This is a genomic window from Paenibacillus cucumis (ex Kampfer et al. 2016) (assembly GCF_019748695.1).
Taxonomy (GTDB): Bacteria; Bacillota; Bacilli; order Paenibacillales; family Paenibacillaceae; genus Paenibacillus; species Paenibacillus polysaccharolyticus.
Genome location: NZ_JACLIC010000067.1, coordinates 1 through 1,007, shown reverse-complemented (window position 1 = coordinate 1,007; position 1,007 = coordinate 1). Strand labels below are relative to the sequence as shown.

Below are 1,007 nucleotides of genomic sequence, written 5' to 3'. Positions count from 1 at the left end.
TTATCGGTACGAATCACGAGCTTTGGCTCGGTTTTAGGGATACGTCGTGTTACCATAGCCTGCCGGAGCGTATTCAAGATGCTCTGCGTGTCGCAGGCTTTACCTCGATGGTGAGCGACGATTCGGCGATCAAAAACATCAATAATACTTGCGAGGAAAAAGTGCCGGCGTTTCCCTGCAACATAACCGTACTTGATATCCATCTGCCACAATTGGTTAGGCCCATCTACCGTTCGGTTATTAGCTACTTTTCTCGGTACAGTATGCGTTCGTTCGCGCTGAGGGAGAAGGATACAGAGAGACTTACAGAGCCGATATACCTTCTTTTTGTTAATCACCAAGTTGTATTTCCGGCGCAACAACACGGTTAGTTTTCGGTAGCCAAACGCCGCATCCGGCCCTTGGATCAAACGACGAAGAAACCCGAAAATCCGAGTGTCCGAGATACGCTTCCCCTGCTGGTTGTAAGAGTATCCAGGGATTTTTCGTCCGCTACTTATGGGTTGCTGGCGTTCAGGGTGTTTCAAGTGATAATAGTATGTTGAGCGAGGGACATCGCAGATCCGAAGCACCGTACGGACAGGATATCCTCGCTCAATCCAACCTATCGCGGTTTGTAGTCGGGGTACTTTTTTTTAACGAGATCCTTGAGAATCTGGTTCTCTAATTCTTTTGCGCCGAGAAGTTTCAAAGCTTCATCGTATTTCTCTTGTAATTCTTGATAGTTGGCTGCATCTTGCTGTATTTGTTGCGTTTCTTTTTGTTTTTTAGCCACCAGTTCCCCCACCTCATCTTCATATTGACGAACCCAAGTCGTCAGCGTTTTAGGAGACATGCCGTACTTTCGTGCCACGACCTCTGTCCGGAGGCCAGAAAGCACCTCTACGACATACTCCTTTTTCGCCTCAACCGGGCATCTAAATCGTCTTTTCATGAACACTCTCCTCATTTCATTTAGTGTATCTGAGGTAGCTTCGAGTGTCCAATTGGATTAGGGGGCTTTAAAG

General features: G+C 47.2%; 2 protein-coding genes. Both read right to left on the bottom strand.

Translation table 11 applies throughout. The features are described 5' to 3' along the window. The coding region (locus tag H7T88_RS29275) for a DDE-type integrase/transposase/recombinase (protein WP_221791734.1) at window positions 1–527 on the bottom strand (527 nt) is incomplete at its 3' end. Between the two features lie 77 nt (window positions 528–604). Then, window positions 605–934, bottom strand: coding sequence for a transposase (locus tag H7T88_RS29265; protein WP_221791733.1), 330 nt, complete (start codon window positions 932–934; stop codon window positions 605–607). Between the last annotated feature and the right edge of the window lie 73 nt (window positions 935–1,007).

Coding starts and splice junctions, on each gene's coding strand:
- H7T88_RS29265 (WP_221791733.1), bottom strand. CDS start 934: ATGAAAAGACGATTTAGATGCCCGGTTGAGGCGAAAAAGGAGTATGTC.